Source organism: Pseudomonas sp. RIT357, from assembly GCF_000632245.1.
In the GTDB taxonomy this organism is placed as follows: Bacteria; Pseudomonadota; Gammaproteobacteria; order Pseudomonadales; family Pseudomonadaceae; genus Aquipseudomonas; species Aquipseudomonas sivasensis.
In genome coordinates this window covers 16,848-41,584 of sequence record NZ_JFYX01000005.1, presented here as the reverse complement: position 1 = coordinate 41,584, position 24,737 = coordinate 16,848, and the positions used below count along the sequence as shown (strand labels likewise).

The 24,737-nt window shown below is 60.5% G+C and carries 17 protein-coding genes, 1 tRNA gene and 2 pseudogenes; 11 read left to right on the top strand and 9 right to left on the bottom strand.

Going from position 1 to position 24,737, the window contains the following annotated elements:
- Nucleotides 1-83 precede the first annotated feature (83 nt).
- The 3 genes and pseudogenes from BW43_RS29500 to BW43_RS21265 form a co-directional block, all read right to left on the bottom strand.
- Nucleotides 84-599: pseudogene (locus tag BW43_RS29500) on the bottom strand (methyl-accepting chemotaxis protein); the annotation flags it as partial.
- 345 nt (nucleotides 600-944) lie between these two features.
- Nucleotides 945-2,069: pseudogene (locus BW43_RS29495) on the bottom strand (cache and HAMP domain-containing protein); the annotation flags it as partial.
- A gap of 283 nt (nucleotides 2,070-2,352) precedes the next feature.
- Nucleotides 2,353-5,715 carry a membrane-targeted effector domain-containing toxin gene (locus BW43_RS21265; RefSeq protein ID WP_155989941.1) on the bottom strand — a complete coding sequence of 1,121 codons (3,363 nt, stop codon included), beginning with the start codon at nucleotides 5,713-5,715 and terminating at the stop codon, nucleotides 2,353-2,355.
- A gap of 536 nt (nucleotides 5,716-6,251) precedes the next feature.
- On the opposite strand from BW43_RS21265, the gene BW43_RS21270 reads away from it, so the two are divergent.
- On the top strand, nucleotides 6,252-6,440 hold the full coding sequence (locus tag BW43_RS21270) for a hypothetical protein (protein WP_032885243.1): 189 nt from the start codon (nucleotides 6,252-6,254) through the stop codon (nucleotides 6,438-6,440).
- A gap of 30 nt (nucleotides 6,441-6,470) precedes the next feature.
- Here the strand turns inward: BW43_RS21270 and BW43_RS21275 are convergent, their stop codons facing one another.
- Nucleotides 6,471-6,851 (bottom strand): hypothetical protein, encoded by a 381-nt coding sequence (locus tag BW43_RS21275; protein WP_032885241.1) that lies wholly within the window; start codon nucleotides 6,849-6,851, stop codon nucleotides 6,471-6,473.
- A gap of 237 nt (nucleotides 6,852-7,088) precedes the next feature.
- Between BW43_RS21275 and BW43_RS21280 the strand changes: the two genes are divergently transcribed.
- The 3 genes from BW43_RS21280 to BW43_RS21290 all read left to right on the top strand — a co-directional run bounded on the left by BW43_RS21280 (nucleotide 7,089) and on the right by BW43_RS21290 (nucleotide 9,979).
- Entirely contained in the window at nucleotides 7,089-9,377 is a 2,289-nt protein-coding gene (locus BW43_RS21280; protein ID WP_032885239.1) for an acylase, read from the top strand.
- Nucleotides 9,378-9,589: 212 nt separating this feature from the next.
- Nucleotides 9,590-9,663 (top strand) — tRNA-Cys (locus tag BW43_RS21285).
- 109 nt (nucleotides 9,664-9,772) lie between these two features.
- Nucleotides 9,773-9,979: a hypothetical protein gene (locus tag BW43_RS21290; protein ID WP_032885237.1), complete on the top strand. Its 207-nt coding sequence runs from the start codon at nucleotides 9,773-9,775 to the stop codon at nucleotides 9,977-9,979.
- 1 nt (nucleotide 9,980) lies between these two features.
- Here BW43_RS21290 and BW43_RS21295 read toward each other — a convergent pair whose 3' ends face one another.
- Together BW43_RS21295 and BW43_RS21300 are read right to left on the bottom strand one after the other, a co-directional pair.
- On the bottom strand, nucleotides 9,981-10,226 hold the full coding sequence (locus BW43_RS21295) for a hypothetical protein (RefSeq protein WP_032885235.1): 246 nt from the start codon (nucleotides 10,224-10,226) through the stop codon (nucleotides 9,981-9,983).
- Nucleotides 10,227-10,763, bottom strand: coding sequence for a GNAT family N-acetyltransferase (locus tag BW43_RS21300; RefSeq protein ID WP_032885233.1), 537 nt, complete (start codon nucleotides 10,761-10,763; stop codon nucleotides 10,227-10,229).
- 153 nt (nucleotides 10,764-10,916) lie between these two features.
- Here BW43_RS21300 and BW43_RS28895 point away from each other — a divergent pair, with 153 nt between their 5' ends.
- The 4 genes from BW43_RS28895 to treS all read left to right on the top strand — a co-directional run bounded on the left by BW43_RS28895 (nucleotide 10,917) and on the right by treS (nucleotide 15,483).
- On the top strand, nucleotides 10,917-11,081 hold the full coding sequence (locus BW43_RS28895) for a hypothetical protein (RefSeq protein ID WP_163033204.1): 165 nt from the start codon (nucleotides 10,917-10,919) through the stop codon (nucleotides 11,079-11,081).
- A gap of 256 nt (nucleotides 11,082-11,337) precedes the next feature.
- Nucleotides 11,338-11,946: a LysE family translocator gene (locus BW43_RS21305; protein WP_032885232.1), complete on the top strand. Its 609-nt coding sequence runs from the start codon at nucleotides 11,338-11,340 to the stop codon at nucleotides 11,944-11,946.
- A 342-nt stretch (nucleotides 11,947-12,288) separates the two neighbouring features.
- Nucleotides 12,289-13,269 carry a GlxA family transcriptional regulator gene (locus BW43_RS21310; RefSeq protein ID WP_050442807.1) on the top strand — a complete coding sequence of 327 codons (981 nt, stop codon included), beginning with the start codon at nucleotides 12,289-12,291 and terminating at the stop codon, nucleotides 13,267-13,269.
- 150 nt (nucleotides 13,270-13,419) lie between these two features.
- Nucleotides 13,420-15,483, top strand: a complete 2,064-nt coding sequence (gene treS, locus BW43_RS21315) for a maltose alpha-D-glucosyltransferase (RefSeq protein ID WP_032885228.1) — start codon at nucleotides 13,420-13,422, stop codon at nucleotides 15,481-15,483.
- Between the two features lie 151 nt (nucleotides 15,484-15,634).
- On the opposite strand, the gene BW43_RS21320 is transcribed toward treS, so the two are convergent.
- Both BW43_RS21320 and baeS read right to left on the bottom strand, forming a co-directional pair.
- Entirely contained in the window at nucleotides 15,635-16,330 is a 696-nt protein-coding gene (locus BW43_RS21320; RefSeq protein WP_032885227.1) for a response regulator, read from the bottom strand.
- Nucleotides 16,331-16,333: 3 nt separating this feature from the next.
- Entirely contained in the window at nucleotides 16,334-17,719 is a 1,386-nt protein-coding gene (gene baeS, locus BW43_RS21325) for a sensor histidine kinase efflux regulator BaeS (protein WP_081797610.1), read from the bottom strand.
- 147 nt (nucleotides 17,720-17,866) lie between these two features.
- Between baeS and BW43_RS21330 the strand changes: the two genes are divergently transcribed.
- Genes BW43_RS21330 through BW43_RS21340 form a run of 3 tightly spaced genes read left to right on the top strand, consistent with a single transcriptional unit; the run spans nucleotide 17,867 to nucleotide 23,534 of the window.
- Nucleotides 17,867-19,036: an efflux RND transporter periplasmic adaptor subunit gene (locus tag BW43_RS21330; RefSeq protein ID WP_032885225.1), complete on the top strand. Its 1,170-nt coding sequence runs from the start codon at nucleotides 17,867-17,869 to the stop codon at nucleotides 19,034-19,036.
- A gap of 2 nt (nucleotides 19,037-19,038) precedes the next feature.
- On the top strand, nucleotides 19,039-22,152 hold the full coding sequence (locus BW43_RS21335) for an efflux RND transporter permease subunit (RefSeq protein WP_032885223.1): 3,114 nt from the start codon (nucleotides 19,039-19,041) through the stop codon (nucleotides 22,150-22,152).
- Nucleotides 22,149-23,534, top strand: coding sequence for an efflux transporter outer membrane subunit (locus tag BW43_RS21340; protein WP_032885221.1), 1,386 nt, complete (start codon nucleotides 22,149-22,151; stop codon nucleotides 23,532-23,534). Before BW43_RS21335 ends, BW43_RS21340 begins: the two co-directional genes overlap by 4 nt.
- Nucleotides 23,535-23,541: 7 nt before the next feature.
- Here BW43_RS21340 and BW43_RS21345 read toward each other — a convergent pair whose 3' ends face one another.
- Nucleotides 23,542-24,735, bottom strand: coding sequence for a dipeptidase (locus BW43_RS21345; RefSeq protein ID WP_032885219.1), 1,194 nt, complete (start codon nucleotides 24,733-24,735; stop codon nucleotides 23,542-23,544).
- Nucleotides 24,736-24,737 lie beyond the last annotated feature (2 nt).

Here is a 24,737-nt window from a genome sequence, read left to right as displayed (position 1 = left end):
CTCCTGTGTGGCGGGGCTTAACACTTGGAACTGTCAGAATAGTCCGACTCCCGCGCTTTGCACGGGAGCCTTTAGAGAATTGATCAGCGCACTTTAAAGCGGCCCATCAAGGCGATCACCCGGCCATTGGCATCCAGCAGGCTCTGGGTATTGGTTTCGGTGGCATGGCCGCTTTGTACCAACTCTTCGACCATGTGTCGGATTTGCACCATGCTGCGGTTGATCTCCTCGGTCACCGCGCTTTGCTGCTCGGCGGCTGTGGCGATCTGCGTGCTGAGGTTGTTGATATGGCTCACGGAACCCGCCATTTCATCCAGCCCGGTGTTGACCCGCGCCGTGGCATCCGCTGCCGATTGGCAGCTGGCCTGGGTATTTTCCATGGCCGCGACCGAGGAGCTCACCCCGGCGGTCAGGCGTGCCAGCATCTCGTTGATCTGCGACGTGCTTGCCTGAGTACGCGCAGCCAAGGCGCGCACTTCGTCGGCAACCACTGCAAAGCCCCGACCTTGCTCACCGGCCCGCGCCGCTTCAATGGCGGCGTTGAGGGCCAACAGGTTGGTCTGGCCAGCAATGGCGCCGATCACCCCGAGGGTCTCGGTGATGCGTGCGGCGTCCTGGCGCATGTTTTCCACGGTGTGGGTGGCGGCAGCAACTTCGCCGATCAAGGCGCTGACACTGGTGGATGCTTCCCCAACGACCACGCGGGAGCGATCGGCGTGCTCATTGGCGCGCTGAGTGAACGAGGCGGTTTCGGCCGCGTTTTGCGCGACGTTGTCGGCGGTGGAGCTCATCTCGGTGATGGCGGTGACGGTCTGGTCGGTTTCTGAGGCGTGACGCACCAGGATCTGGTTGGTGTGGGCCGAGGTCCGTTGCAATTGCTCAAGGCCTGACGACATCGCGCCAGTGGCCTGGGTGACTTCGCCGATCATGTTTTGCAGGTAGACGATGAAGTGGTTCACCGAGTGACCGATGGCGCCGAGTTCGTCTTCGGCGCGGATGGTGATACGTCGCGTGAGGTCGGCATCGCCAGCGGACAGCGCGTCGATATTGGTTTTGAGGATCTTCATGCGCTGCACAAGTTGGCGGATCGCATACGCCGCCAGCAGCACCAGCAGCAACACCATTGGGATCTGCAACAGCGCCAGACTGCCGAGCACGTCATCGCGCTGGGCAGTGATCAGTGAAGTGGGCAGGGCGGTGGCGAGGAACCATGGCGTGCCTTCGATGGGGCGCAGATAGAAAGTGCTGGCCACGCCGCCATTGTCGAACTCGCTGCGTTGCAGTGCCTGGTCGCGATGGGCCAGGGCTTTGCTGACCTGGGTGGCAAATGCCGAGGTGGAGGTCAGTTCGCTGATGTTCTTCAACACCACGGGGCTGCTCAGGCGCGAGCTGTTGCTGATGATCTTGCCATCGCCCTCGACGATCAGCATTTGCCCGCCGATGTCTTTTTCCTTGCTGGCCACCAGGTCATTGAAGAAACCCAGGGTCACGTCGATGGTGGCCACGCCATAGGCGGCGCCGTCACGCTGGATCGCCATGGCGCAGTTGGTGCGCGGCTCCTGGCTGGCGTCGTCTTTGTAGGCAGCCGCCCAGGCGCATTGCCCGCGCGGCGAAGCGAGGCCGCCTTTGTACCAGCTCTGGTCGTAATAGTTGGGCGCGGGGTCGCTATTCCAGAACGTGTTCACCGCCAGCTTGCCCGACGCATCGCGGTGCCAGAACGTGCTGTGCTTGTTGCGGCCCGGCGTGCGCTGGTTGGGCAGCGGCCAGATACCACCACCAAATACCTTCAGTTCACCATATTGGTCGACCAGGCCTGGCAGGACCTTGTCGATGGCATCGCTGTCGAGCAGTGGAATAGTTTGGGTGATGGTGCGTTGCTGGGCCTGAACCTTGTTCAGTTCGCCCTGAATTTGTTCTGCCACCTCACTGATGCGGTTGAGCACCACCTGTTCTTCGGTCTGTCGCAGCTTGGGTGCGACCAACTGGCCGATACCCACGACGGTCAACACGAATAGCACCAGGACGAACAGCACCAGAAACAGGGTATAGCGGGCTTGGATAGAGCGCATTGGGGGCATGGGGTCGTCCTTACGAAGCGTTTATTATCGACGCGGCTTTTTTAGAGCTTCGTTGGGCTATCGGCTTGGCAACGCTTAGCTTTAGGTACGCTCGTGCAAATAAAGTGAAGGGCTAAACGGTTGGGATTGGCAATTCAACTGGGAGCCCATGGACAGTTGTCTCGGTAAACCGTGCCGATAATGGGTTGAGCGGCGCGCCCCACCCGGCGCGGGGTTGCAGCGCTAGGGGTGGTCCATGCGCTGTGACCGCTAGTGTGCCGGGTGGGATTTGGGTTTACGGCTTGATGTAAATCTGTAGATCGCCGGGGATACCGCCGCTGCCGACCGGTTTGGTGGGATCCTGTGGATGGCCCAGGACTCTGGTTCCGAAATGGTTCGTGGCGCTGGGCCTGTCAAACACACCAATGCCCATGCTGCCGGTCAACTCAGCGAGGCCGGGCACACCTTCGGAGGTGTTCATATGTGAATGCCCTACCAATGCAGCCCACTTATCAGCACCTGAGGTGGCCTGGATGGTTTCAGCGGCGTAATAGTTGAACTCTTCAAGCCGCGTGATCGACGCGGAGCCAGTAGTGGTCGGCTTCTTTAAGCCGCGTAGGTCTTTGTGGCGGGTGAGGTAGTAGTGATCAAGAGGCAAGACCTCTATGCCGTTATCCTCCAGCTTTTTGCGTAACTCTTGGAATGTCGGGCCGCTTCGAAGCTGCTTGCTTTGACCAAGGATGCCAATTCCGTCGTCGACAAGCCCTTGGGGCATATCTATCAATCCCTCGAAGTAAACTCTTTTAACGCCCTCGTTTTTTAGTGTGGCGACGTTATCGAACAGCGCCCGGAAGCTTGCCATCTGCTTGTGGGATTCTCCAAATACCACGCCTTGCGAGGCTTTCAACGCTGTTTCGATCAGGTCAGGGACAGGGACGTTGCCGGCGATGTGCGGGATGGTCGGTCGCGTCGGGAGGCCCGCCTGCTGGATGGCGTCAAAATAGTCCTTCATTTCATCTTTGAACTTTTGAATGGTCGCCATCTTGGTGTCGGGTTTGAAATGATCCGGTTCCAGTTTGCCGCGCATACTTTCTGCGTAGTCGCCGACGGGCAACGGCTTTCTGACTCGCACTGGGCGCGCGATGGAGGCCATAGGGTTGTATCGATGACGGTGTTGTGTAGGGGACGGGGAGTGGGTATGGGGGGAGCCGGGTGCCAAGGTGTCGAGCGGGTTGAAGTCAGTCAAAGGCGTGCCGTAGGGCTTCATCGCCGCGGGGTCGTAGGCATACCGTTGGCCGTTGGACAGGATGGTGTCGGCCCGGAAGGTCTGGTCGGCGATCTTGAAGGTGCCGTGAGTAATGGGCCCATGCTCGTTGGCGATGACCCTTGCCATAGTAAAGGCCCCACTGGTTTTCTTGATGGTGTCGATGCCTTTGCCGATCAGCTTGGCGCCTCCCTGCACCAGATCACCCAGCCCGCTCGCTGGGTTGAGCTCACCGATGAGCGTGGTTCCCAAAATTTTTGCCACCCGGACCGCCTTGGTTGTCGCGCTGAAGCCCTTGACCGCGACGTTCCCAATTTTCGCTGCTGCACCTGCGCCGGCAGTGACGAATCCGAAAATATCCATCCCCAGATCGACAACACCGTCCAGGACGTTGCCGTTCTTGAAGTTGACGATGGCCGATCTCAAGGGAATCAGGTCGAGAAAGAAATCCGCCAGTTTCTCCTCGACGTCCATCTGTTGATCGTAGGTGGTGGTTCCCCTGGCCTGCTTGACCACGTCCTTGTTATCAATATCCAGGTGTTCGACAAACGCATCGGCAATGGATTGCGTTCGGTTGCTTGAAAAGCTGTCGGGAACTGGCAGTGGATTCCCCGCAGTGTTGTTTGGCTGCCAAACGGTGTCATCGGCGTTGGTTGGGAGGAACTGCTCTATTGGATAGACGAGGTTTGACTCGCGATCACGTTCTTTGGTCAATACGGTGCCTGGGACCGTGGTGATGGAACCCTGCTTAAGGTCGATCGCGTAAACCGTTTCGCCGCTGCCCCCAGTGGCTTTAACCAGCAGTTGTTCGTTTTTCTCTACAAGGGTTCTGCCAGTGAACCCCATACCCAACTGGTACGTATTGTTTTGATAGAACTCCAGCTTCCCATATTCCAGGTTTTGCCTGTCTGCCAGCGGGAGCTGAGCGATCAAGTGTTTGACCGTCGTACCAATGCCTTGTTTGCGTGAGTTGATTGCTTGGGAAAGTTGAGAGTTAAAGACGGCGTTTACATCGAATGCCAGGGACTTACCTTCCAGTGCATCAAGGATGCGCGGGTCTTTGGTTTCCCACGAAAACTGATCCAGCCCGCTCATGGCGATATCCAAGAGCGAATGGTGGCCTGCTGGCGCTCGATTGGGGTCGTAGAGCGGTTGCGCGTAGGGTTGGCTGGTGTCCTTGACCGTTAGCAGCTTCTCTTCAAACGGGACATCCTCGCCAAACCGTTCTTTTAGTTTGGCCAACGCGATGTCTTTACGGCTGGGCATGTCGGTTTGGATCTGGCCGGTGGCTTCTAGCCGTAAATTCGCTTGTTGATTGAAAGCGGTTTTGACCTTGTCGATGTCGGCATCGTTGTACCGATCGGCTTCGGCCTGGCTGATAACGCCGTTTACGACGCCCCAGACCCGCAGGGCCGCACTCTGCGCTTTTTGGGTGATGGACAGGTCTTGCAGGCTGGCGCCTTCAGCGGCCGACATGACCTGGGCAAAGGTCATGTTCGGCACCTTTCCCGGTGTTTGCGCTTCTATCGTCGCGGCGGCGATCGACAGGTTGAGCCACGCGGTGCTGCCATACGTCACGCTGGCCGGCAGGTCCTTGATCAGTAATTCGGGGGCTTTCCTTGCCAGAAGCACGTACGCGCCAACGTTGGCCATTGCGGCGGATGTTTTGCGTTTTTTTATCAGGTGTTGGCTCAGGCTGGTCACCACGGCCGACGCGGGTTTGCCCCAGTGGGCTTCCTGTGCGAGGTTGAAACTGGCGATTGCGCTGGGGTGGGCGTGGTCAATCGATTCTGGATCCAGCGCCAGGTTGATAGCGGTCAGCGTGTATTCGTTGACGCTGGTGTCAGTTGCAACGCCGTTCAATTTGGTCTGAATGGCTTGCCCCAGCGCCTGTGCCCGTGGGGTGGTCAGGATAGCGACCAAGGCTTTCGCCGGATCGGTGGCGGCTTCGCCGGAAGGTGGCTGGTTGCTGTTCAGGTATTCCAAAACGCCAAGGCTTACGCCTATCTGCGCTGGGTTCGGATGCTGCGCCACGTAGTGCCTCAGCGTACCAAGTAGCGCCTCTTCGTTGCGCATGCTCATTGGTATCGGCCAGGACAGCCCACCGCCTAAATTGCCCAGTGGATGCTCTAACGCACGGTTGAAGACGGCGTCTGCCAAGGCAATCAGGCCGAAATGGTTATTGGGGAGCATCAGGTTGTTGGACGTGATGTAGGCGTCGAGCGTGACGGCCGCGTCTGCTTCTATCGGGTAGGACGAACCCGGTTGAATATCCATCGGCGTCGCCTTCAACGCGGCGAGGATCGCTTGCGGTGTGGCATTCACACCTAAGCGTGTTGCCGTTTCGCTGAGTTTTTGTCCTAGGCTCCTGAGGTTCTGGTTGTCCGCCATCATCTGTTTCAAGCCAGTGCTGGCACGTGAGAGGCGGGGGGAGGACGCAGCGGTTTGGAGGTTTGCTGAAGGATTGCTGACGTGTAAACCAGGCGATTGATTATTGATAGGCGGGGGCGGTAGATGAGGCTGAGATGGGGTTTGAGTGGGTGTGTGAACATTCAACATGGGTGGGCACCTTTTCAGACAAGCTGTAATAAGCGTCTTTCATGAGGAGGTTCCCTTTTCCTCAGACGTCCCCGATTGGGTGTAGAAAACACCCTGCGAGGTTCCTTGCGGAAATACCGAGGTCTGTAAAATTAAGTGTTGGCAACGGCGTGAAAAGTCTTTTATGAAACCGGTAAATCAGCCCTGTGTCTCGATGTGATGGCTCAGATTGCCGTAAGGCGTTTGCAGGTCAATCCGGCGCAGGGCGAGCCAAAGCTTTTCATCGCCTGTAATATGAGCGCCTGTCGGCCCGGCCTATGCCTGCCCCAGGGCCGGTGTTGGCAGGGAAGGCTTCAAACAATGGATACACTCTTCAAGTTCAGGAACTTGTCATGACCCAAAAGCAACGTTTGAAATATTCACTTCTGATTGCCCTGGCTGTATTGGGGACGATGTTTGGCCTGTCCTACTTGCAGAACACCGGGGTCATCAGTGAGAAAACGTTCCAGACCATCGCCATTGCCGTCGCGGTGATCGTGGTGGTGATCAACGGCGTCATGCGTCGCAAGGTCAAGCTCTGAGCGTGAAGGCATGGGCATGAAGCTCTGACTTCAGGCGCGTCCTTCGAGCACCTTGGCAGCCTCTTCGTGGAGGCTGTAACTCTTATCGGCATTGAGGGTGATCACGCCCTCGCTGCACAGACGCTTGAGCACTTCGCGCACGCTGAGAAACGACAGCGGGATGCCAAGGTTCAGCAAGTGGCTGTGCACGCCGCGCACCCCGAGGGTGCGCTGGCTGTCGGCAGCTGTGAGCAGCGCGTCGATGACCTTCAGCCGAATCAGGCTGGTGCGCAAACCGAAACACTTAAGTAAGTGGCGAATACGCTGGTTGCCATGCTGTTCGGGCGCTTTGCCGAACACTTGCGTGCCGCCGCCAAAGTTGGCGTCGGCAACCGATGAATGTCCGTCCGTGGGCACTTGCGGGTTGTACATGCAAAAAACTCCTTATCAGAGCCTGATCAGGAAAATGATGGCGCTCTTACTAATAAGACGAACGAGCGAGCGAAATCATGAAGTGTTGGATGTAGAAATTTCGTCAGTGTCGGTTTTGTCACAACCAACGTCCTTCAGATAAAGCGGCCGCGTCGCTAAATTTCTCCCGGTTTTGTGCGTTCTTACGGTGGGGTAACTGCCCCCGGTGAGGGTGTTCAATTTGACTGTGGAGTCTGCGTGATTATTTCCAACGGGTTGTCCAGGATGGGTGTGGCAGGGCTATTGCTGGGGTTGAGCCTGGCCGCATCGGCGCGCGAGCAGGTGGCGCAGGCATCGGCAGATATCCGCCGTACCAGTTATGGGGTGCCGCATATTCGTGCCAACGATGAGCGTGGCCTCGGGTTCGGCATTGGTTATGCCTATGCCCAGGACAACCTGTGCCTGCTGGCCAATGAGGTGGTCACGGTAAATGGCGAGCGGGCAAAGTTTTTCGGCCCCGATCAGTCAACCCTGGAAGAGCGCAACAATCTGGCCAGTGATGTGTTTTTTTCCTGGCTGAATACGCCAGAGACGGTGGCGGCCTTTTGGACAGCCCAGAGCCCCGAGATAAAAGACCGTATCGAAGGTTACGTCGCTGGCTACAACCGTTACTTGAAAGAGCAGGGCGCTCCCGCGCAGTGCCAGGCGGCATGGGTACGCCCGTTGGTCGCTGAAGACGTGGTGAAATTGACCCGCAGGCTGCTGGTGGAAGGCGGTGTCGGCCAATTCGCCGAAGCGCTGGTTGGCGCGGCGCCGCCTCAAGCCACTGCCAGTGTGCAGCCCAACGCCAGGGCGTTTGAATTGGCTGCGGCCAACCAGCAGCGTTTCACCCTTGATCGTGGCAGCAACGCGGTGGCTGTGGGCCGTGAGCGCTCGTTCAATGGGCGTGGGATGTTGCTGGCCAACCCGCACTTTCCGTGGGTGGGTGGCATGCGCTTCTATGAGATGCACCTGACCATTCCAGGCCAATTAGACGTGATGGGCGCCGCGTTGCCGGGCTTGCCAGTGGTCAACATTGGCTTTAATCAGCATGTGGCATGGACCCATACGGTCGACACGTCCAAGCATTTCACCTTGTACCGCCTCACCCTGGATCCGAAGGACTCGACGCGCTACATGCTCGATGGCAAGTCCGTCTCCCTGGAAAAAACCCCGGTGACGGTGCAGGTCAAGCAAGCGGACGGCAGTGTTAAACCCGTGGTTCATCCGGTCTATAGCTCGCAGTTCGGCCCCGTCGTGCAATGGCCTGGCAAGCTGGACTGGGACAGCCATTACGCGTTCAGCTTGCGCGACGCCAACCTTGGCAACGATCGCGTCCTGCAACAGTGGTACGCGATGAACCGCGCCGGCAGCCTCAACGAGCTGCAAACTTCGGTGCACACCCTGCAAGGCATCCCATGGGTCAATACCCTGGCCGCCGACGATCAGGGTCAGAGCCTGTACATGAACCTCTCGGTGGTGCCCAACGTCAGCGCGGCCAAGCTTGCCCAGTGCAGCGATCCACGTGCCGGCCTGCAAATGATCATGCTCGACGGCGCCCACAGCGCCTGCGCCTGGGACGTCGACCCACGCTCAGCCCAGCCCGGCATCTTTCCGGCTGACCAACTGCCGCAACTGGAGCGCACTGACTATGTGCAGCACTCCAACGATTCGGCCTGGATGGTCAACCCCAAGGCGCCGCTGGCAGGTTTCTCACCGGTGATCAGCCAGGACAACATCGGCCTGGGCCCGCGAGCGCGGTTTGCCCTGCAGCGCCTGCAATCCCTGGATAAGCAACCGATCAGCGTTGCCGACTTGCAAAACATGGTGATGGACAACGAGGTGTACCTGGCCGGCCAGGTCATGCCGGATTTGCTGGCGTTCTGCGCCAAACACCTCGGCACCGATGCGGCTGCACTGAAGCCGCTGTGCACCAGCCTCAAAGACTGGGACCGGCACGCCAACCTCGACAGCGGCCTGGGTCTAGTGCACTTCATCAACCTGGTGGAACAGCTGGAGCAAATCCCTGATGCCTGGCGCGTTGCCTTCGACCCGGCCCAACCCCTGACCACACCGCGCGGCCTGGCCATCGACCGTGCAGCGGTCGCCAAGGCCCTGCGCGAAGCCATGCTGGCCTCTGCCGCAGACGTCGCCAAACTCGGCCTCAAGCCCGGCAGTAAATGGGGCGATGTCCAAGTCTCCGGCCAAACCCCGATCCACGGCGGCCCGCAGGAACTGGGGATCTACAACGCCATGCAAACCGTGCCCCGTGCCGATGGCAAGCGCGAAGTAGTCAGCGGCAGCAGCTACCTGCAAATCGTCACCTTCGACGACCAAGGCCCACACGCCCAGGGCGTACTGGCGTTCTCCCTGTCCAGCAACCCCGCATCGAAATACGCCAAGGACCAGACCCAAGCGTTCTCCGAGAAAAAACTGCGCTCACTGCCGTTCACCGACGCCCAGATCAAGGCCGACCCGCAATACCAGTCGCAGCGCATCAAGGAGTAGGGCAGGCACGCAACCCCTTGATGCCAATGCGAAATATTTTTGAAATCAAGGGGTTGCAGGCATTGGCAAATGAGTACATAATGGCGCCCATCGAACGCAACGAAGCATTAAAAACTTCAATGTATTCAATGAGTTAGAGTAGAGGCATGGCTTTGTAGCCCACTCAAGTTTTTATGCGGTGAATGTCAGCAACCAGGGCGTTGATCGTTTGAGGCCGAGTAGCAAAATGGTTATGCAGTGGATTGCAAATCCACCTACGCCGGTTCGATTCCGACCTCGGCCTCCACTCTTGAAAACCCCGTAGATTAACGTCTACGGGGTTTTTTATTGTCTGGTGAAAAGTTGGAGTCGTTCACTCGGTTAGAATCATTCTTTGCTCAGTCAGGAGTCTTCTTATGAAATGGATCAGATACTTCAACAGCGCCGCTGAGCGATACGGCAGCAGATTTTCAAACCTGCAAATCCGCCTCTTGGCTGCGTTCCTGCTGGTCGTTCACTGTTTGATGCTTTGGGCTATTCCCAGCTACACCTCGACGTTTCTCGGCGCGTTTGCAGTCACGCTTGGCGCGCTGACGGTGTTCCGGCCAGACCCGCCGCGTTGATTCACGACCGGTTGATGCGCAGCCCCTTAACCTCATCCGCATACGCCGCTAGTTTTGCCTGTTGATTTGCCAGCAGCGCGCACATTCTCATCAATGCTGCCGCCTCATCCGGCGTTCTGCCTTTGGACGCCAGGGTGGTCAACTCCATGACTGACCATCCAATAACAGCCGCGGCATCTTCAAGGTCGTAGAACAATTCCTGCTGGGCGGTTCTGGGCCCGTCGAGGCCCTGTATCAAGTCTTCCATTTATTTCTCCGTTTGGTGCCGATTCAGCTCAAGGCCCATGACAACCATCCCGACTTCCGCCAAATCCGTATCGAATGGGATTTCACCGATCTCCCGGAACCCAAACGCTTCGTAAAACCGTCGGGCGTTTGAATTGCTCTTGAGCACATCCAGCCACAGTAAGTGCTCTCCACGCTGCACTGCCTGATCGCAGATAAACTGCAAAAGTTGCTTGCCGTAGCCAAGTCCGGCAGCGGTTTTGAGGAAATAGATTTTTTGCAGTTCTGCGCCAAGCTCACCGGTGATTGGCGTTGGTGTTGACCAGTTGACCTTGGAAAACCCAATGGGTGTGCCCCGTTCATCTGAGGCGATAAGCCATGACTGACGCTCGGGCAGGTCGAGTGATCGGCTCAACGCGTCGCGTGAGAAATCCTGATCCAGGAAATCCCGCATGCCATCAGGGGACCACAAGGTCGAGAAATGCTGTTGATAGGTCTCGCAGCCCAATGCTCGTAGGCTATCGAGATCGGCTTCAGTCGCTGCACGAATATTGATCATCTAAATCGCCCCGGTTAACTCAAACCCATTGCTCATACGTGTATCCACTACAACACAAACCCTACCAAGACGTTACACGAAAGCCGTGACGGACTTCATTTACAGCGGTCTTACTTTACGTACACCAAACCTTGTAAAGCAGAGAGCGTTGTCATGAAGTTGAATTACCTTACCAAGGCGGCTGTTGTTGTCGCACTGTTGTCCACCTTGTCGGGCTGCTGGATGTTTATGCCACCGGGCGGTGGTGGTGGCGGCGGCCATGGCGGTGGTGGTCATGGTCAAGGCGGCGGCCCTGGCGGCGGTGGTGGTCAGCGTTAACCGTTAGTCAACGAGAGCAGGTCATGAACAATGACCTGCCTTTTTTTGCCTGGGATAAATCGCGGACAAAGAAAAGCCCGCGATGGGGAGTGCGGGCTAAAAGGGATGTTCATTAGGAGCTGGGTCTACCCTATTCGGTCGTCTGTGAAAGGTTTGTGAAAAGTGTACGCCTCAATCCGCGCATGGCTGTATGGGGCAGTGGAGGCCATAACCCACTACTGTCGCTGGCATACAACCCCTGTTTGGATGCTGCCTCATGTTCATGTCCACCAGCCTGCTCTCAGCCTTTGTGCTGTTCGCTTTCGTGTCCTCGATCACCCCTGGGCCCAATAACACCATGTTGCTCGCCTCGGGGGTTAACTTCGGGTTTCGCCGCTCGATGCCCCATGCGCTGGGGATCAGTATCGGCTTCATGCTGCTGGTGATTTCGGTCGGCCTGGGATTGGGCGAAGTGTTCAAGGTGTTTCCTTGGGCCTACACCGTATTGCGCTATGTCGGCGCCGCGTACCTGTTGTACCTGGCGTGGAAGATTGCGACGGCAGGCGGCATGTCCGACAGCAATGACGAACACGGTAAGCCCATGACATTCCTCGGCGCCGCTGCGTTTCAGTGGGTGAACCCCAAGGCGTGGATCATGGCGCTGGGAGCCATCACCACGTACACGCCGGCCGAGGGTTACGTCACCAACGTGCTGGTGATTGCGTTGGTGTTTGCGGTAGTGAACCTGCCCAGCGTGTGCGTGTGGGTGGGCTGTGGTAGCGGCCTGCGCAATGTGTTGCGTGAGCCGCGTTGGCTGAGGCTGTTCAACTGGTCCATGGCCGCGTTGCTGGTGCTGTCGCTGTACCCGATGTTGTTTGCCAGTTAAGCGCTAGACCGGTGAGATCGTCGCCAGCAGGCCGATGCCGATGGTCAGCACTAAAAAACCGAACAGGAAAATCGCCATCTTGGTCATAAGGCCTCCGAAGGGAAGGGAATAAGGATTGGGGGTATTGTCCGCCTTGAGCGCATTTCAATACAGGCGCAGATAACAAAGAAAAAACCGTATCAGATGGGCCTTGTACTGTTCTGCCACGGGCTTCCGGGGGCTGTGCTTTTTACAAGATCAGCGCCTGAGACAGCCAACGCATTTCCCCCTAAGATGGCGCCCACGGCATCAACAATAACAGTGGGCCAACCCTCGATGGAAAGACGTCAATTCAGCGGCGGCATGAAAGGCAAGAACCTGCGCTACCTCAATGAAACCCCGCAACCGGCATCGGTCACCCGTGTCGGCTTCCTGTTGCTCGAACACTTCTCCCTGCCGGCATTCACTCAGACCCTCGACACCTTCGTCACCGCTAACCTGCTGCGTCCCGATCTGTTCGCTTCGCGGACGTTTGGTTGGGGCGACGGCGAAGTGATCAGCGACCTGGGTCTGGTCATCCGCCCCGATGCGTGCCTTGATGCTGCTGCGCTGCATGACTTGGAGTTGCTGGTGATCTGCGGCGGTTTTCGCACTGAACTCAAGGCCGGCGAGGATTTCATCCAACTGCTGCGCAGCGCTGGCGAGCGCGGCGTGCACCTCGCGGGGTTGTGGAACGGCGCTTGGTTTCTTGGTCGCGCAGGGCTGTTGCAGGGCTACCGTTGCGCCATCCACCCCGAACACCGCCCGGCGCTGGCGGAAGTGTCCAAAGCCACCGACGTCACCAGTGAACCCTACGTGATCGACCGCGACCGCCTGACCGCCTCCAGCCCTTCAGGCGCGTTCCATATGGCCCTGGACTGGATCAAGAGCCTGCACGGCAAGGCTCTGGTCGAAGGTATCGAAGACATCCTGGCGTTCGAGGAGTCCCGCTACCGGCGTATCAAACCCACTGAAAACGTCAGCGTCAGCGCGCCGTTGCGTGAAGTGGTGAAGCTGATGGACGCCAACCTCGAAGAGCCTTTAGAACTGGACCAGCTCGCCGTCTACGCGGGTCGTTCCCGCCGCCAGCTTGAGCGGTTGTTCAAGGAGCAGCTGGGCACCACGCCGCAGCGCTACTACATGGAATTGCGAGTGACGGAAGCGCGTCGGTTGTTGCAGCACACCGAGTTGTCACAAGTGGAAGTGCTGGTGGCGTGCGGATTTGTGTCGCCGAGCCATTTCAGCAAGTGCTACAGCTCGTATTTCGGCTATCGCCCCTCGAAGGAGAAGCGGTTGGTCAAATAGCCGACGCCGATCCGTTGTGGGAGCGGTCGCTCTGTTCAGAATCGATCCTGTCGATCCACGGCGTAATGACGGCCATTGCAATGCAACGAATGGGCTCCGTACCCCTCATATGTCTACGAGTAACGTTTCACGACGACAGGTACCGAGCTTATGACCGCTGCTGAAAACAACCATGTGAACTGGCTGGTAGAACAATCGATGCTGCATGCGGCCCGCCAGCGCGCCAAGCTCTATTCGGGGCAGGGCCGGTTGTGGCAGCAGCCCTTTGCACAGACACGACCGCGGGACGCCACGGCCCTCTCGTCGGTGTGGTTCACCGCCTATCCGGCCTCGATCGTGACCCGTGAGGGCGGTACGGTGCTGGAGGCGCTGGGGGATGAAACCCTATGGCATACCCTGTCGAAGATCGGCATCCAAGGCATTCATAACGGCCCGCTGAAAAAGTCCGGTGGCCTGAGCGGGACACGGCACACGCCGACCATCGACGGCAACTTCGACCGCATCAGCTTCGAGATCGACCCGCAGCTGGGCACTGAGGCGCAGTTGCAGGCGTTGACGCGCATGGCGGCGGCGCACAACGCGGTGATCATTGACGATGTGATCCCGTCCCACACCGGCAAGGGCGCGGATTTCCGCCTGGCCGAAATGGCGTACGAGGATTACCCCGGCCTCTACCACATGGTGGAAATTCGTGAGGAAGACTGGCCGTTGCTGCCCGACGTGGCCGAGGGCCGCGATGCGCAGAACCTCAGCCCGCTGCAAGTGGACGCCCTGCGCGACAAGCACTACATCGTCGGCCAATTGCAGCGGGTGATCTTCTTTGAGCCTGGCGTGAAGGAAACCGACTGGAGCACCACGCCCGTGGTCATCGGCGTGGATGGCAAGCCGCGTCGCTGGGTGTACCTGCATTACTTCAAGGAAGGTCAGCCGTCACTCAACTGGCTGGACCCGACCTTCGCCGCGCAGCAGATGATCATCGGCGACGCCCTGCACGCCATCGACGTGATGGGTGCCAAGATCCTGCGCCTGGACGCCAACGGCTTCCTTGGTGTGGAACGAAAGCTCGATGGCACGGCCTGGTCGGAGAGCCATCCCCTGTCGATCACCGGCAACCAACTGCTCGGCGGGGCGATTCGCAAGGCGGGAGGGTTCAGTTTTCAGGAGCTGAACCTCACTGTCGACGATATCGCCTCCATGTCCCACGGCGGCGCCGACCTGTCCTATGACTTCATCACCCGTCCCGCGTACCAGCATGCACTGCTGATGGGCGATGCCGAGTTCCTGCGCCTGATGCTGCGTGAAATGCACCGTCAGGGCATCGACCCTGGCTCGCTGATCCATGCCTTGCAGAATCACGACGAGTTGACCCTTGAACTGGTGCACTTCTGGACCCTGCACGCCAACGACAGCTTCCTTTACCAAGGCCAGACCTTCCCCGGCAATATCCTGCGCGAGCACATTCGCGAACAGATGTACGAACGCCTGACGGGCGAGCATGCGCCGTACAACCTTAAGTTCGTCACCAATGGCGTGTCCTGCACCACGGCGAGCATCATCACGGCGGCGCTGGGCATTCGTGATCTGGACGCGATTACGCCTGCGGATATCGAACAGATCCGCCAGATCCATTTACTGCTGGTGATGTACAACGCCATGCAGCCAGGGGTGTTTGCCTTGTCCGGCTGGGATTTGGTCGGGGCGCTGCCGTTGGCGGCCGACGACGTTGAGCACTTGATGCAGGACGGCGACACCCGCTGGATTCATCGCGGCGCCTACGACCTGGTAGACCTGAACCCGGACGCAGAATTGTCGGCCGGCCAGATGCCGCGCTCGAAAAGCCTGTACGGCAGCCTGAACAGCCAGTTGCTGGACCCCGAATCATTTGCCTCGCAGCTGCAAAAAATCTTAGCCGTACGCCGCGCCTACGACATCGCCGCCAGCCGTCAGATCCTGGTGCCAGACGTGGAAAACCCGGCGCTGCTGATCATGGTTCACGACTTGCCGGCCGGGAAGGGCACGCAAATCACCGCGCTGAACTTCGGCGCGACGCCGATCACCGAAACCCTCAACCTGCCGGGTATCGCGGCGGGGATGGTGGTGGACATCATCAACGAACGGGTAGAAGGGGATCTGACGGCGGACGGTGAGTTCACCATTACCCTGGATGCGTACGAGGGCCTGGCGTTGCGGGTTATCGGCAGCACGCCGATGTAACCCCAATCCTCCAAGCACCAAATGTGGGAGGGGGCTTGCCCCCGACCCCCGATAGCAGTGGGTCAGTTATTAAATTAGTGACTGACACACCGCTATCCGGGGCAAGTCGAATCGTCGCACCGCCCCTCCCACATTTGAACCCGCAGTGTTTTCAGGCATGTGGCCGCTTTTCAGCCAACTGAAACCGATACCCCACCCCATACAACGACTCAATCGGCGTTTCCCCTGGGCACACCTGTTCCAGCTTTCGCCGCAGGTTGCGGATATGGCTGTCCACCGTGCGGTCGGTCACCACGCGGTGGTCGGAATAGATGTGATCCAACAATTGGTCGCGGGAAAATACGCGGCCGGCGGCGCGGGCGAAGGTGTTGAGCAGGCGCAATTCAAGGGGCGTGAGGTCCAGCGTGATGCCGTCCAGCGAGGCCTGGTAGCGAGCCTCGTCGATCAGCAGGCGTGGCGCGCTGGTGTCCAGCAACTGCGGGCTGCGGCGCAGGATGGCCTTGACCCGCGCCACCACTTCACGGGGGCTGAAGGGCTTGCAGATGTAATCGTCGGCGCCCAGTTCCAGGCCGAGCAGGCGGTCCACTTCTTCGACGCGGGCGGTGATCATGATGATCGGCACCGCGCTGAAACCACGCAGGTCCTGGCACAGCTGCATGCCGTCACGGCCGGGCAGCATCAGGTCGAGCAGGACCAATCTGGGTTCGTGGGCGCGCACGGCGGGCACCACGTGCAGGCCATTGTCCAGGCACAGGGTGGTGTAGCCGGCCGCCTCGAGGTAGTCCCGCATCAGGGCGGCGAGTTTGGGTTCGTCTTCGACGATCAGGATCGGCTGTTCATCGTTCATGGTTCACAGGCTCCGGGGCAGGCGCAGGATCAGCCACAGGCCGCCATAGGGCGAGTGGTCGGCAACCAGGCTGCCATCGTGGGCGTTGGCGATGCTGCGGCAGATTGCCAGGCCCAGGCCAGCGCCGCCATGCTCGCGGTTGCGCGATGACTCGCCGCGGTAGAACCGCTCGAACAAGCGCGGCAACTGGTCTGCGGACACGCCCGGCCCGGAGTCGAGAAAGTCGATACGCACCGTGTCGCGGTCGACACCGACACTGATGCGCAACGTGCCGTTGACGTCGGTGTAGCGCACGGCATTTTCCAGCAGGTTGGAAAACAATTGCTGCAAGCGACTGGCATCCGCCAGCAACTCCACGGGCTGGCGCGGCAACTCCAGGTCGATCTGCAACTGGCGGGCGGTGAAGCGGTCCCGGTACATCGCCAGGCTGTTTTCGAGCAGGTCGTTCAGCAGGCATGGGGCCTTGCGGTAGGTCAGGGCACCTACGTCCGCCAGCGACAGTTCATACAGGTCATCCACCAGCTTGCTGAGCATGCTGACTTCGCCTTGCAGCGACTTCATTGAGCTTTGGTCAAGGCTGCGCACGCCGTCCTCGATCGCCTCCAGTTCGCCACGCAGTACCGACAGCGGGGTGCGCAGTTCATGGGAGACATCGGCCATAAATTCTCGGCGCATTTTCTCGTTGCGCTCCAAGGTGTAGGCCAATTGGTTGAAGTCGCGGGACAGTTGGCCGACTTCGTCGTCGGAGGCCACGGCCACGCGACTGCTGTAGTCGCCGCTGGCCAGGCGGTGTGTGGCGGCGGCCACGCGCTTGACCGGCTCCAGCAGTGTGCGGGCGATCCACCAGGCTATCAGCATCGCCAGCAGCAACGAGAACACGCCCATCACCAAGCTGGTGCGCAGTTGGTACTGCTGGAAGCGTTCGCCGCCGGCTTCGGTCACGCTCTGGAATGGCGTGACGGCCAGCCAGCCGACGGTTTCACTGTTCACCACCACGGGCTGTACCAGCGCATCTTCGCCAATGGCCGGGTAACCGGTGACGCGTTTCTTGTCTTTATCGAGGAGGGCGATGCGAAACAGTGCACCGGTCAAGTCCGAGGCCAGCGGGGGCCGCAAATCATCCGACGCACGCGCGGCATCAGGGTCGGGCCGCATGACGTCAAACCAGCGATCCGGCCGATTGCGCAGAAAGTCCCAATTGCCCTCACGTTGGTAAGCCGTGGCCAGGCGCGGCACCACCTGGGCCATGCGCTCCATTGCCTGCTCATTGATAAAGCCCAGGAACCCCCGCCCAAAACTCCAACTGGTGGCCAGGCCCATGCTCAGGATGACCAGCAACACACCGGCCAGCACCGCGACAAACAACTTGGTGGAGATACTCAACTTCATGAATGGGGGCCGTAACAAAAGGGACGCGTCCATTTAGGCCCCCACGGACGAAAGATTCAACCCAGGTCGGCAATCTTCAATTTTCCTGCACATTTGCCTTGCAGCATGAGGGTAAGGCTTGCACTACCCCGTCTTGCAGAGGCAACTATGTCGACCAAATTCTTCGCCAAATACCTGGTAACCGCCGCGGTTCTCCTGTCCCTCATCATTCTGGTGCTGCTCGGCAGCTGCTCGGCTGGCGACCCCGCGCCCGAAGTCGCTGCCCCCAAAGTCTCGGTGATCACCGTGGAACCCAAGAGCCAGGTGCGGACCACTGAACTGGCCGGGCGTACCCAGGCCTTTATGGTCGCCGAGATTCGCCCGCAGGTCGGCGGGATCGTGCAACAGCGCCTGTTTGTCGAAGGCGCCGAGGTGAAAGCCGGGCAGGCGCTGTACAAACTGGATGCGGCACCGTACAAGGCGGCGCTGGCTGAGGCCCAGGCGAGCCTGGCCAAGGCGCGCGCCACGTTGAAGTCGGCACAGACCACCGCCGCGCGTAACGCCCAGTTGGTGAAGATCGACGCCATCAGCCAGCAAACCAACGAGGACTCACAGGCCACCCTGCTGACCGCCGCCGCTGACGTGCAGGTGGCCCAGGCCGACCTCGACACCGCCCGCATCAACCTGGCCTATACCCGCATCACGTCGCCGGTCGCGGGGCGCATCGAAACGTCTACCGTGACACCCGGTGCGCTGGTGGTGGCCAACCAGGACACCGCACTCACGACCGTGCAGCAACTCGACCCGATCTATGTGGATGTGACCCAGTCCACCACCGAATTGCTGGCCCTCAAGCGCGACCTGGCTAGTGGCGTGTTGCAGGCCAACGGTGACGGCGAGGCCCGCATCAGCCTCAAGCTGGATGACGGCAGCGCCTACAACCACGATGGCCGCCTCAAGTTCAGCGGGGTCAGCGTCAACCAGGGCACCGGCACCGTGACCTTGCGCGCGGTATTCGACAACCCGGAGCATTTGCTGATGCCCGGCATGTACGTGCGCGGCGTGTTGGAGCAGGCCCGCGATGACCAGGCGATCCTGATCCCGCAAAAAGCCGTGAGCCGCAGCGCCAGCGGCGTGACCTCGGTGTTGCTGGTGGTTGACGGCAAGGTCGAGCAACGCGTGCTCACCGTTGACCGCGCCGTGGGCAACCAGTGGTGGGTGACCGCCGGTTTGAAGGCCGGTGACCAGGTGATCGTCGAGGGTGGGCAAAAAGTCCGCATCGGCGCCGTGGTCCAGACCCAGGCCGCAGATGCCGGCGCCCTGGCGCAGGAGGGTTGAACATGGCGCGTTTCTTTATTGATCGACCGATTTTCGCCTGGGTCATCGCCATCGTCATCATGCTCGGCGGTGCGTTATCGATCAGTCAGTTGCCGCTGGAGCAGTACCCGGACATCGCGCCGCCCACCGTGCGTATTTCCGCCACCTACACCGGCGCGTCGGCCAAGACCGTCGAAGACTCGGTGACCCAGGTCATCGAGCAGCAAATGAAAGGCCTGGACAACCTGACCTACATGTCCGCCTCCAGCAGTTCGGCGGGCAGTGCCAGTATCAGCCTGACCTTTGGCGCCGGCACCGACCCGGATGTGGCGCAGATGCAGGTGCAGAACAAGCTGCAACAGGCCGAGTCGCGCTTGCCGCAGTCGGTGCAGAGCGAAGGCCTGACGGTGACCAAGGGTGGCTCGGACTTTTTGATGATTGCCGCCCTGGCCTCGGATAATCCCAGCGTCACCGGAACCCAGATTGGTGACTACATCTCCAGCACTTTGCTCGATTCCATCAGCCGTATCGACGGCGTGGGCGACGTACAGACCCTCGGTTCTGGCTACGCCATGCGCATCTGGCTGGACCCGGCGCTACTGGAAAAATACGCGCTGATGCCGTCGGATGTGAGCTCTGCGCTGGAGGCGCAAAACACCGAAGTGTCAGCCGGCCAACTCGGCGCATTGCCGGCGGTGAAGGGGCAGCAACTCAATGCCACCATCAGCGCGCGCAGCAAACTGCAAACGGCCGAAGCGTTCCGCAACGTGGTGATCAAGTCCAGCAGCGACGGCGCGGTAGTGCTGCTCGGCGACGTGGCGACCGTGGAGTTGGGCAGCGAGAGTTATGACATCAACTCGGCCCTCAACGGCAAGCCGGCCGCCGCCATGGGCGTGCAACTGGCGGCGGGCGCCAATGCGCTGGACGTGGGCGAGGCGGTCAAGGCCAAGCTCAAGGAGCTGGCGCCGTTCTACCCCACTGAAATGCAATTGAAGAACGTGATCGCCTACGACACCACGCCCTTTGTGAGCCTGTCCATCGAGGAAGTGGTCAAGTCCCTGGGCGAGGCCATCGTGCTGGTGGTGCTGATCATGTTCCTGTTCCTGCAAAACCTGCGCGCTACGCTGATCCCGGCGATCACGGTGCCGGTGGTTCTGTTGGGCACGTTTGGCGTGTTGGCGTTGTTCGGGTACTCGATCAATACCCTGACCATGTTTGCCATGGTCCTGGCCATTGGGTTGCTGGTCGACGATGCGATTGTGGTGGTGGAAAACGTCGAACGGGTGATGGCCGAGCAGGGCTTGTCGGCCCTGGCGGCCACGCGGCAATCGATGGATGAAATCACCAGCGCGCTGGTCGGCATCGCCCTGGTGTTGAGTGCGGTGTTTATTCCCATGGCGTTTTTTGGGGGCTCCACCGGGATTATCTATCGGCAGTTTTCGGTGACCATCGTCTCGGCCATGGTGCTTTCGGTGGTGGTTGCGATGACCCTCACGCCAGCACTGTGCGCCACGCTGCTCAGACCAGGGCACGCCGTTCAACGGGGCTTTTTCGGCTGGTTCAATCGTTCCTTTGATCGTTGCTCCCGCGCGTATGAAACGTTGGTTGCCGGTGTCCTGCAACGCTCACGCCGCAGCCTGGTGGTGTACGCGCTGATCGCCGCAGCCATGGCGGCGGGTTACGCCAGCTTGCCTACCTCATTCCTGCCGGATGAGGATCAGGGCATTCTCATGGCGCAAATCCAGCTGCCGGTGGGGGCCACCGACAGCCGTACCCAGGCGGTGTTGCACCAGTTCGAGCAGTACATGCTCAAGCAGCCGGAAGTCGAGGCGATGATCAGCATCAGCGGGCTGGGCATGGGCGGCAACAGCCAGAACACCGCGCGCGCGTTTATTCGCTTGAAGGACTGGAGTGAGCGCTCAGACGATGCCGCTACGATTGCCCAACGCGCCACGTTGGCACTGGCAAGCATTGGCGATGCCGATGTGTTCGTGATGCAACCGCCCGCCGTGCGCGGCCTGGGCCAGAGTTCAGGGTTTGATTTGCAGCTCAAGGACCTCGCCGGTCTTGGCCACGATGCGTTGGTGGCGGCGCGCGAGCAGTTTATTGCGCTGGCCAGGCAAGACCCGCGCCTGCTGGGCGTACGCAGCAATGGCCTGGACGACGCACCGCAACTCAAAATCAGCATCGATGACCGCAAGGCGGGGGCCTTGAGTCTGAGCACCAGCGACATCAACAGCACCTTGTCCACGGCGTTGGGCGGCACGTATGTGAACGACTTCCTCAACCAGGGCCGCGTGAAGAAGGTCTACGTGCAGGGCGACGCCAGCACCCGCATGCAAGCGGCGGATCTGGATCACTGGTTCGTGCGCAACAGCAACGGTGAAATGGTGCCGTTTTCGTCATTTGCCAGCAGTGCCTGGAGCTATGGCTCGCCTTTGCTGGAACGCTACAACGGCACATCTTCCCTGGAAGTGGTCGGCGACCCGGCGCCCGGCGTGAGCTCCGGCGCTGCGATGGACGCGGTGGAAGCGATTGCCCGGCAACTGCCCGATGGCATCGGCTACGAGTGGACCGGCCAGTCCTACCAACTGCGTCTTTCAGGGTCCCAGGCGCCGTTGCTGTATGCGGTGTCCATCCTGTTTGTGTTCCTGTGCCTGGCCGCACTGTACGAGAGCTGGTCGGTGCCGTTCTCGGTGATTCTGGTTGTGCCGCTGGGCATCGTCGGCGCGGTGTTGGCCACGCGATTGACCGGGTTGAGCAATGACGTGTACTTCCAGGTCGGCCTGCTGACCACCGTTGGGCTGGCGGCGAAAAACGCGATCCTGATCGTCGAATTTGCCAAGCACCTGCAAGAGCAGGGCAACAGCCTGCGCGAGGCGACGCTGATTGCCGTGCGCCAGCGCTTGCGGCCGATCCTGATGACCTCGCTGGCCTTCATGTTCGGCGTGCTGCCCCTGGCCGTGAGCAGTGGCGCAGGTTCCGCCGGGCGTCGCGCCATCGGTACCGGTGTGCTGGGCGGCATGTTCAGCGCCACGGTGCTGGGGATCTTCTTTGTACCGCTGTTTTTTGTGTTGATCCGCCGCCGCTTTGGCCGTGTCAGCACGACGCCCACTGTCGAAAAAGGTGACGCATGATCCGCTTTCTCTGTCCGTTAGTGGCCGCCTTGGTCCTCAGCGGCTGCATCAACCTGGCGCCTCACTATCAACAGCCTGAAGCCCCGGTGCCTGGCGAATGGCAAGCGGGCGTGCAGGGTGAGGTGCCGGCCGGCATCCAGTGGCAGCAGTTCTTTACCGACCGCCGCTTGGCACAACTGCAAACCCTGGCGCTGGCCAATAACCGCGACCTGCGCCTGGCCAGCCTGAATATCGAGAAGGCCCAGGCGCAATACCGTATTCAGCGCGCCGCGGCGTTCCCGACCATCGACGCCAGCGTCAGCGGTACTCACAGCCGCACGCCGGGTTCGCTGTCCAGCAGCGGCACGGCCGTCACCAGCCACGACTACAGTGCCCAACTGGGGCTGAGCAGCTATGAAGTCGACGTGTTCGGCCGCGTGCAGAACCTGCAGGACGAAGCGCTGGAAGACTACCTGGCGCTGACCGAAACCCGGCGCAGCACGCAAATCAGCCTGGTGGCCGAAGTGGCCACCGCCTGGCTGACCCTGGCCGCCGACAACGAGCACCTGCAACTGGCCGAGGAGACCCTGGCCAGCCAGCAGTCCACCTACGAACTGACCCAGCGCAGCCACACCCTGGGTGGTTCGACGGCGTTGGCCGTGGCCCAGGCGCAAACCACCGTCGAGTCGGCGCGGGTCGATGTGGCCGAGTATCAGAGCCAGATTCTCCAGGACCGCAACGCCTTGCGCCTGCTGGTTGGCAGCGACATTCCCGACGCCTTGCTGCCCGACGCCCACCTGCAATCGGCGGCGGCGTTGGTGCAGGTGCCGGCCGAACTGCCGTCGAGCCTGTTGCAGCGACGCCCCGATGTCCTCGCTGCGGAGCACAGCCTCAAGTCCGCGAACATCGACATTGGCGCGGCCCGTGCGGCGTTTTTCCCCAGCATCAGCCTCACCGCGAATGCGGGCTCCGCCAGTTCGTCACTGTCCAGCCTGTTCAAGGCCGGCAGCGGCGCCTGGACCTTCGCCCCGAGCATCAGCGTGCCGATCTTCGATGCCGGCAGTAACCGCGCGACCCTGGATGCGGCCAAGGTCGAGAAAGAGATCCAAGTGCAGACCTACCAGCAAACCCTGCAAACCGCATTCAAGGAAGTCGCCGATGCCCTGGCCGTGCGCAGCACCCTGGACCAACGCCTCACCGCCCAGCAAGCGCTGACCGATGCCAGCCAGAAGAGCTACGACCTGTCCGACGCGCTCTACCGCGCCGGCTCGCAAAGCTACCTCGAAGCCCTGGACTCCCAGCGCTCGCTGTACAGCGCCCAGCAGGACCTGATCACCCTGCGCCTGGCGGAGCAGAGTAATCGGGTGAGTTTGTATAAGGTGATGGGGGGAGGGTGGCAGTAGGTTAACGCTACAGGGCGGCGGATTGCGCCGCCTGCAACACCCGCAACAAATTCCCACTCCAGATATTCGCGATCTGCGCCTCGCTATACCCGGCATCCAACAACCGCTGGGTAATCACCGGCAACTGGCTGACATCTTCCAGCCCGGTCACGCCACCGCCGCCATCCCAGTCGGCGCCTATGCCGACGTGATCGGGGCCGGCCACTTCGAGCAAATGCAGCAGGTGCTTCATGAACACATCGAGGCTCGCCTTGGGTTGGGCGAAGCGATGGTTGAGGGTGTCGCGTTCTTGGTAGAGCGCCTTGATCTGTTCTGGACTCAGGGCGGCAAGGTTGTGAAAGCGTGCACCGAGGGCGGCCATGGCTTTGTTGCGTTCCGGGTTGGGCGTGAGGGGGATCAGGTAGTCGCTGTAGGCGTTGACCTGGATGACACCGCCCTTGGCCGCCAGTTGGCGCACGCGGTTGTCGTCGAGGTTGCGCGGGTGCGGGTTGACCGCGCGGCTGCTGGAGTGGGAGGCGATCAGTGGGGCGCTGGACAACGCCAGCATCTGGTCGAACACCGCGTCGCTGGCGTGGGACACGTCCAGCAGGATGCCCAGGCGGTTGGCTCGCTGCACCAGGTCGCGGCCCTTGGGGCTCAGGCCTTTCCATTCCGGCAGGGCGGTGGCCGAGTCGGCCAGGTCGTTGTTCATGAAATGCACCAGGCCGAGCATGCGCAGGCCTTGGCGGTAGTAGGTGTTGAGCAAATCGGGATCGGAGCTCAGCGGGTCGGCGTTTTCCATGCTGATAAACACTACGCGCTTGCCTTGGGCGGCGATGCGCCGGGCGTCGTCGGCGGTGAGGGCCAGGGCAAAGCTGTCGGGGTTGCGGTCGATGACGTCGCGGATGCGCGTGAGGGTGGCCAGGCCATACGCGCTGGCGTAGGCACGGCCCTCCTCGGTGCGTGGGCCCTGAGGGGTGTAGACCGCAAAAAAGCCACCATCCAGGCCGCCTTCGCGCATGCGCGGCAGGTCGACCTGGCTGCCGTCCTGTTCGTAGTCGTGGCGCTCCAGGATGTTCCAACCGGGTCGGGTCAGGGTCAGCGGTGTGTCGAGGTGGCTGTCCAGCACCAGCAGGCGCTGGTGCAGGGCGAGGGTCGTGGGAATCACTTGCGCGTGGGCCAGAAACGGCAACAAGGCGAGGATCAGCAGGCGCTTGGTCATGT